The 617-nt window shown below is 52.8% G+C and carries 2 protein-coding genes; both read right to left on the reverse strand.

Annotated elements, in window-relative coordinates; genetic code table 11:
• Positions 1-245: hypothetical protein (locus tag ACOCD2_RS24945; RefSeq protein ID WP_419582104.1), on the reverse strand; the 245-nt coding region annotated here is incomplete at its 3' end.
• Positions 235-617 (reverse strand): hypothetical protein (locus ACOCD2_RS24950; protein ID WP_293650281.1); only part of this gene is annotated, 383 nt, incomplete at its 5' end. The genes ACOCD2_RS24950 and ACOCD2_RS24945, both read right to left, overlap by 11 nt.

A 617-nucleotide genomic window follows, 5' to 3' on the forward strand; every position in this document is an offset into this window, starting at 1 on the left:
GCACCGATGTATCGCACGTCATTCAAGAATGATGCCTCAACAGCACACCCCATATCCATGTCCTGGTCACACCAACCGGCATCCCAGCTTTTCCGGTAATAACGAACCCAACAGTGATTAGGGAACGGGTTGTCAGACAAGTCTTTGCCATTTCGCCTGGCGTCAGCTCCCCTTGCAAAGGACAGCTGGTTATACTCAGGGGCATCTTCATTGCTGTTGAATCCATCCATTTTTTTATCTCTCATCACCTTCAACAAGGGGTTTTTCAGGAACAATATGGAAATCACAGCCCTGACCGCACGCTTCCGTGCAGCCCGGCTTTATGTGGCCCGCCTGACAGGCCCACGCCCAATCGTTTGTCCCGCAGGGCATCAGGTCGTCCAGCGAGCAACCACACTCATCACAGAACAGTCCGTCGAAGCCATGTTCGCGCAAATAAGCGGCAACCATGTCCCGGCAATCGGGGTTCGGCTTGGAGCCGAAAGGCAAGAGCTGTTTTTCTTGTTTTGAATCACGCATGACACTCTCCCGGTCAAAAAAGAAAATCGAGAATCGAGCTTTCCTCTTTTGGTCTTTCGCGGGCCGCCTTGCGGCTTTCACCGCCCTTGTTACCCCAG

Origin of the sequence: Thiolapillus sp. (genome assembly GCF_048562965.1) — a bacterium.
Lineage (GTDB): Bacteria > Pseudomonadota > Gammaproteobacteria > Chromatiales > Chromatiaceae > Thiolapillus > Thiolapillus brandeum_A.